At 69.8% G+C, this 5,412-nt stretch carries 7 protein-coding genes; 3 read left to right on the top strand and 4 right to left on the bottom strand.

Annotated elements, in window-relative coordinates:
- Positions 1 to 61: 61 nt before the first annotated feature.
- Together QK444_RS31945 and QK444_RS31940 are read right to left on the bottom strand one after the other, a co-directional pair.
- A complete protein-coding gene (locus QK444_RS31945) occupies positions 62 to 601 on the bottom strand; it encodes a carboxymuconolactone decarboxylase family protein (RefSeq protein WP_029925887.1) in 540 nt (179 codons plus the stop codon).
- Between the two features lie 33 nt (positions 602 to 634).
- Positions 635 to 1,222 carry a peroxiredoxin gene (locus tag QK444_RS31940; protein ID WP_029925889.1) on the bottom strand — a complete coding sequence of 196 codons (588 nt, stop codon included), beginning with the start codon at positions 1,220 to 1,222 and terminating at the stop codon, positions 635 to 637.
- A gap of 108 nt (positions 1,223 to 1,330) precedes the next feature.
- On the opposite strand from QK444_RS31940, the gene QK444_RS31935 reads away from it, so the two are divergent.
- Genes QK444_RS31935 through QK444_RS31925 form a run of 3 tightly spaced genes read left to right on the top strand, consistent with a single transcriptional unit; the run spans position 1,331 to position 3,528 of the window.
- Entirely contained in the window at positions 1,331 to 2,239 is a 909-nt protein-coding gene (locus tag QK444_RS31935) for a hydrogen peroxide-inducible genes activator (RefSeq protein ID WP_029925891.1), read from the top strand.
- A 58-nt stretch (positions 2,240 to 2,297) separates the two neighbouring features.
- The gene (locus QK444_RS31930) at positions 2,298 to 3,080 is read left to right on the top strand and encodes an MBL fold metallo-hydrolase (RefSeq protein WP_282785795.1); all 783 of its coding nucleotides are present in this window, start codon (positions 2,298 to 2,300) and stop codon (positions 3,078 to 3,080) included.
- A 4-nt stretch (positions 3,081 to 3,084) separates the two neighbouring features.
- Entirely contained in the window at positions 3,085 to 3,528 is a 444-nt protein-coding gene (locus QK444_RS31925) for a gamma-glutamylcyclotransferase family protein (protein ID WP_282785794.1), read from the top strand.
- A gap of 355 nt (positions 3,529 to 3,883) precedes the next feature.
- On the opposite strand, the gene QK444_RS31920 is transcribed toward QK444_RS31925, so the two are convergent.
- Together QK444_RS31920 and QK444_RS31915 are read right to left on the bottom strand one after the other, a co-directional pair.
- On the bottom strand, positions 3,884 to 4,321 hold the full coding sequence (locus tag QK444_RS31920) for an RpiB/LacA/LacB family sugar-phosphate isomerase (RefSeq protein WP_282785793.1): 438 nt from the start codon (positions 4,319 to 4,321) through the stop codon (positions 3,884 to 3,886).
- Positions 4,322 to 4,660: 339 nt separating this feature from the next.
- Positions 4,661 to 5,412, bottom strand: a 752-nt coding sequence (locus QK444_RS31915; RefSeq protein ID WP_282785792.1) for a hypothetical protein, incomplete at its 5' end; no start/stop codon positions are given.

Genomic DNA, 5,412 nt, shown 5'->3' with positions numbered 1-5,412 from the left:
GCGTCCCCCCGTAACCGCCCGCCCACCGTACCGGTGCGCGGCCCTGTCGGGGTGCCGGTTGCTAGACGGTGGCCGTGGCCAGCGCCTCGGTGGACGCCACGGCCTGACCCACGCCCGCGACGATCGCGGCCACGCGCAGCGACTCGAAGATCACCTCACGCGACACGCCCGCCTCGCGCAGCGTGTTCTCGTGCGCCTCCAGGCAGTGGGCGCAGCCGTTGATCGACGACACGGCGAACGACCACAGTTCGAAGTCGGCCTTGTCGACGCCCGGGTTGCCGATGATCTGCATGCGCAGACCGGCGCGCAGGTCGTCGTAGCGACCGCCCAGGAAAGCCTTGCCCCGGTAGAACACATTGTTCATACCCATGATGGAGGCGGCCCCGAGCGCGGCGTTGTACGCCTCGGCCGACAGCGTGTCCGCGGCCTCCTCGGCGATCTCACGCAGCGTGGTGGCCGACCGGGTGGCGGCGGCCGACGCCAGCAGGGTGCCCCACAGCTGCTGCTCGTTCAGCACGGTGGTGCGTGCGATCGAGGACAGGTTGAGCTTGAGGTCCTTGGCGTACTCGGGCAGGGAGTTCTTCAGGTTCTCGATGGTCACAGCGCGAAATCCTTACTCGGACGGCAGAGTTGCTCAGACGGAAGCGGTCATGAGCTCGCCCGCCTGGATGGTGGGATCGCCCTTCTTCCAGTTGCAGGCGCACAGCTCGTCGGACTGCAGCGCGTCGAGCACGCGCAGCACCTCGTCGACATTGCGGCCCACGGAACCCGCCGTGACCGAGACGAACTGGACCTCGTTGTTGGGGTCGATGATGAAGGTGGCGCGGTCGGCGACACCCTCGGCGTTGAGCACACCGGTGGCGGCGGACAGCTCGCGCTTGAGGTCCGACAGCATCGGGAAGGGGAGGGTCTTCAGATCCTCGTGCTGGGCCCGCCACTGGAAGTGCACGAACTCGTTGTCGACGGAGACGCCGAGCACCTGCGCGTCCCGGTCGGCGAACTCCTCGTTCAGCTTGCCGAAGGCGGCGATCTCGGTGGGGCAGACGAAGGTGAAGTCCTTCGGCCAGAAGAAGACGATGCGCCACTTGCCCGCGTAGTCGTCGCTCGAGACCTGGGTGAAGTAGTCGTCGGGCTGCTGCGCGTTCACCTGCGACAGGTCGCCGCCGATCACAGCCTTGAGGTTGTAGGCGGGGAACTGGTCGCCGATGGTCAGCAGGGCCATGCTTGCTCCTCTTTCGTAGTCGGATCGATCGTGTCGTGACTGCCGCGAACGATCTTGCCCAAACCGCTGTGAAAGGTAAAGGTGATCGGTCGCACTATACTGATAGGCGTGTCTGATCAAACTTATCAGCCGACCCTCTCGCAGCTGCGTGCGTTCGTGGCAATCGCGGAGTATCGCCATTTCGGCACCGCCGCGAACCGGCTGAGTGTGAGCCAGCCAACGTTATCGCAGGCACTGGCATCACTGGAAAACGGACTGGGGCTCAAGCTCATCGAGCGCAGCACCCGGCGGGTGCTCGTGACAACGGCCGGCAAACGCCTGCTGCCGCAAGCCATCGCCACCCTGGAGGCCGCGGACCGGTTCGTGGCCTCGGCGGCCGGGTCCGGCCTCGGCGGCACCCTGCGCCTGGGCATCATTCCCACCGTCGCGCCCTACGTACTGCCGACGCTGCTGCCCGAACTGCGCCGCCAGCTCCCGGCGCTGGCGCCGTACGTGATCGAGGATCAGACCGCGCGGTTGCTGGACGGGCTGCGCTCGGGCGTCCTGGACGTGGCCCTGCTGGCGCTGCCCACCGAGGCCACGGGGCTGGTCGAGATTCCGCTGTACACGGAGGAATTCGTGCTGGTGGTGCCGCGCGGGCACACCCTGGCCGGACGCACCGACCTGGTGCCGGGCGATCTGCACGCGCTGCCGCTGCTGCTGCTGGACGAGGGGCATTGCCTGCGCGATCAGACCATCGACCTGTGTCGCTCCCACGACGCCCATCCGGGGACCGTGGGCGACACCCGGGCGGCGTCACTGGCCACGGTGGTGCAGTGCGTGGCCGGGGACCTCGGGGTGACGCTCATCCCGGAGATGGCGGTCTCGGCCGAAACCGAGCGCGGCACACTGGATATCGCCCGTTTCGCCCCGCCAGCACCGGGGCGCACCATCGGGCTGGCCTTCCGGTCCTCCACCGCGCGCACCGAGGACTACGAGATCCTGGCCGAGGTGATCCGGTCCCAACAGCCCCATTGACCGATCGGTTCGTGCGTTCCGATTGACCCGAAAGATGCCGTCTGGGACTCTCGGGCACGTGCGGATTCATCACCTCGACTGCGGGACCATGTCCATGGGCATGGTCGACCATTGTCTGCTCATCGAAACCAAGCGTGACGGGCTCGTTCTCGTCGACACCGGCTACGGGTTGGACTGCGTGCGGTACCCCGAGCGGATGATCGGTCCCACCCGGTTCATGCTGGGTGTGAAGCTGCGGCAGGAGGCGACGGCCATCCGCCAGATCCAGCGGTTGGGGTACGACCCGCGCGACGTGCGGCACATCATCCTCACGCACCTGGATCTCGACCACGCGGGCGGATTGTCGGACTTCCCGGAGGCGACGGTGCATGTGCACGGTCCGGAGTTCCGGGCCGCGACCACCCGGCGGGCGATGGGTGAGCGCCTGCGGTACCGGGCGGCGCAGTGGGCGCACGGCCCGAAGTGGATGGTGAACGAGATCGAGGGCGGGCAGCCGTGGTTCGGCTTCCAGACGGTGCGGGATCTGCCCGGCCTGCCGCCGGAGATCCTGGTGGTGCCGCTGCACGGGCACACCCGCGGCCACGTGGGCGTCGCGGTCGACTCCGGTCGCGGCTGGCTGCTGCACGCCGGGGACGCGTTCTTCGTGGGCAGCTCCATCGACCCGGTGAAACCGAATACCCCGCTGCTGTGGCGGACCTACGAACTGGGGTCGATCCTCGGCGGCGCGTATCGCGAGAACCAGAGGCGGCTGCGGGAATTGCAGCGGGACCACGGGCACGAGATCACCATCGTCAACTCGCACGATCCGGCCCTGTTCGCGCCGTTCGCGAATCAGCGGTGAACGCGTGAGCACGCCCCCGGCCCGTCGGCTGCCGGTGCCGAGTGATCCGCTGTTCGTCTACGGCACCTTGATGTTTCCGGAGGTGCTGGTCGAATTGCTGGGCCGCGCACCGCACCTCGACGCCGCGCGGGTGTCGGGGCGGCGCGCGGCGGCGTTGCCCGGCCGGGTGTATCCCGGACTCGTCACCGCCGCCGGGGCGGTGACCCGCGGCGCGGTGCTGCGCGGACTCACCGCCGCCGAGTGGCGGATGCTGGACGACTTCGAGGACGACGAATACGAACTGCGGCCGGTCTTCGTTCGCACGGGCGAGACCGCGCATGCCGCGTGGACCTATGTGTGGACGGCCGAGGCGCTGGCGTCGGACTGGTCGGCCACCGCGTTCGCCGACGACCACCTGCCCTACTACGCGGGCAGTTGCGCGCGGTGGCGGCACCGGCCGGCGCACTGAAGGTCCTACTCAGCGAGACTGTCCGCCCTCGATGCGCACAACTGCCGGGAGTTCGTGCTGCTGTACTTCGCGCTGGCACGGCCGGGCGCGATCTCGGTGCCGATCAACTACAGGAGGCCGAGACGGCGGTGAAACTGCTGGGCGCCAACGAGATCCGGCTGTTCGGTCGTCGCACCCCCGCGACGGCGCCCGGCCGAGCGCCGAGTCTCTCATCGCCCGCTGCCGACAGCGCCCGGCCGGGTACAAGGTGCCCAAGTACGTCGTGCTCGCCGACGCCCTGCCCAAGAATCCGAGCGGCAAGATCCTCAAACGCGAATTGCGTTCCGCCTACGGGAATCTCGCTGCCAACGGCTAGTCACTCGATGGCGTCCACGTGCGCGATATTGGCCAGGTCGCCGGGGTCGGCGCTGGCCGCTCCGGCGAACCAGGCGTCCAGGATCTCGTCGAGTTGTGCCCGCGAGGTCAGCCGCAGGCTCAACGCCAGCACATTCGCGTCGTTCCACGTGCGCGCCCCGTCGGCGGAGTAGGCGTCCACACACAGCGCCGCCCGCACCCCCGCCACCTTGTTCGCGGCGATCGAGGCCCCGGTGCCCGTCCAACAGCAGACCACGCCCTGCTCGGCTCGGCCCTCGGCCACATCCCGCGCCGCCGCCTCACTGGCCCACGCCCAGTCGTCGCGCTCCTCGGGTGCCAGCGCCCCGTGCGCGATCACCTCGTGCCCGCGCCGCCGCAACTCCTCGACCACCGCCGCGGCCACCCCGGTGTTCTCATCCGCCGCCACCGAAATCCGCATCGCAGTCCCTCCATCCGATCGCGCCCCGACTCCGCACATTCTGCCCGACTCACGGCTCGGCGCGAGCGCCGTCACCTCCTCAGCGGCGGCCCGCATCGCATTTCGCATGTGTCACCGCGACGACGGCCGACCGCACGGCCCAACCGGCCACGCCGAAGATCATGCTCAGGGCCGTATCAAGGCAGGGGTTGCGGACCGGGTCCCAGCAGGTGCGGGGACCGACATCACCGGGAACCGAGGCGCACTCCGGGCGCGACTCCATCGACACGATGTGCCAACACGCTCAGCAGCGGTATCGGAGGTGGATCGTGCCACGGCACCCTATCGGTCGGCGTCGCGCTACAGCCGTTCCACGGTGACCAGGAGCCGCAGGTGGGTGTCGGCCCACTGGTCGAGGGCGGCGTGGCCGGGGTGGGTGAGGGTGCGGCACAGGCGATCCAGGGAGGCGGCCGCACCGGACAAACCGAGGCGGCGGAGGGCGGCGGCGGTGTCGGCGGCGCGGGCGGACCAGGTCGGGGGCAGGTGTCGCAGGCCGCGGTGGGGGAGTTCGGCGGACAGGGCGAGGGCGGTGGTGAGGGCGGCGGCGAGTGGATCTGGTTGGGGCAGTGCGGCTCCCGACGGGGTCGGGTGGTCGGTGCTGGCGAAGGCGGGGACCACGACCGACGCTGCGGCGACGACGGCGGTGGGGTCCAGGGTGAGGCGGCCGTGGTGGCGTTCCAGGGTTCCGGCGAGAAAGCGAATCGGACCCGCGTCGCCGGAGAGTGTGCGGGCGAGATCGTCCAGTGCGCCGGGGGCGGCGGCGGTGTGGGTGAAGGTGACGGTGGCCCTGCCCTTCGGGGCGTGCACGGTCGCCTCCAGGCGTTGTTCGTCCGGGAGGTAGTGGATGGCGTCGATGCGCTCGACCGCGACGGCACGCACCGATTCGCCGCGGACACGGGGGCGGATGACGGTGGGCGGGAGGGCGGCCAGGCGTGCGGCCTCGGCGTCGAGGTCGGTGACGAGGAGTTCGGGTGGCAGCGAGTCCCAGTCGCCGGTGGCGGGCAGCACCGATGTCCGCGCCACGCGGCCGGTGGCCAGGCGCACGCCGCGGT

This window comes from Nocardia sp. CC201C (assembly GCF_030010695.1).
GTDB classification, from domain to species: Bacteria; Actinomycetota; Actinomycetes; order Mycobacteriales; family Mycobacteriaceae; genus Nocardia; species Nocardia otitidiscaviarum.
The sequence above is the reverse complement of the archived record's forward strand: the minus strand, read 5'-3'. Positions and strand labels throughout refer to the sequence as shown.

Coding starts and splice junctions, on each gene's coding strand:
- QK444_RS31940 (WP_029925889.1), bottom strand. CDS start 1,222: ATGGCCCTGCTGACCATCGGCGACCAGTTCCCCGCCTACAACCTCAAG.
- QK444_RS31920 (WP_282785793.1), bottom strand. CDS start 4,321: ATGCGGATTTCGGTGGCGGCGGATGAGAACACCGGGGTGGCCGCGGCG.